General features: G+C 68.0%; 2 protein-coding genes. One reads left to right on the top strand and one right to left on the bottom strand.

Features of this window, described 5'->3' with window-relative positions:
• Positions 1-180: Hsp33 family molecular chaperone HslO (locus AB4Z08_RS35885; protein WP_441578584.1), on the top strand; the 180-nt coding region annotated here is incomplete at its 5' end.
• 33 nt (positions 181-213) lie between these two features.
• Here AB4Z08_RS35885 and AB4Z08_RS35880 read toward each other — a convergent pair.
• Complete coding sequence (locus tag AB4Z08_RS35880) at positions 214-357, bottom strand: DUF2474 domain-containing protein (RefSeq protein ID WP_113516794.1); 144 nt, start codon at positions 355-357, stop codon at positions 214-216.
• Positions 358-362 lie beyond the last annotated feature (5 nt).

Raw genomic sequence — 362 nt, 5'->3', positions numbered from 1 at the left:
CATGAATCCTGCCGCTGCTCGCGTGAGCGCGTGCTCGGCATGCTGCGCGGCTTTTCCGCCGAGGACCGCCGGGCCATGGTCGCCGATGACGGCACGCTCGCCGTCACCTGCGAATTCTGCTCGCGGCGCTATGATTTCGACCCGACCGAGGTCGAGGCGGGGCTGAACACCTCGCCCTGACGCTGCCGCGATTCTCGCTCCGGCGCTGTTCTCTCAGAGCGACAGCCCGGCGGCCTTCATCAGAAGACGGAAGCCGAGGGCAACGACGCCGAGCGAGAGCACGCTTGCGCCCCAGATCAGGACGAGCCAGCCGAAGCGGCTGAGCCAGGACTTGCGAGGGGCAGTGACCGGCTCCATCAGTG

The organism is Chitinophaga sp. RAB17 (assembly GCF_052114225.1).
Taxonomy (GTDB): Bacteria; Bacteroidota; Bacteroidia; order Chitinophagales; family Chitinophagaceae; genus Chitinophaga.
This window is presented reverse-complemented; position numbering and strand designations above follow the sequence as displayed.

Coding starts and splice junctions, on each gene's coding strand:
- AB4Z08_RS35880 (WP_113516794.1), bottom strand. CDS start 357: ATGGAGCCGGTCACTGCCCCTCGCAAGTCCTGGCTCAGCCGCTTCGGC.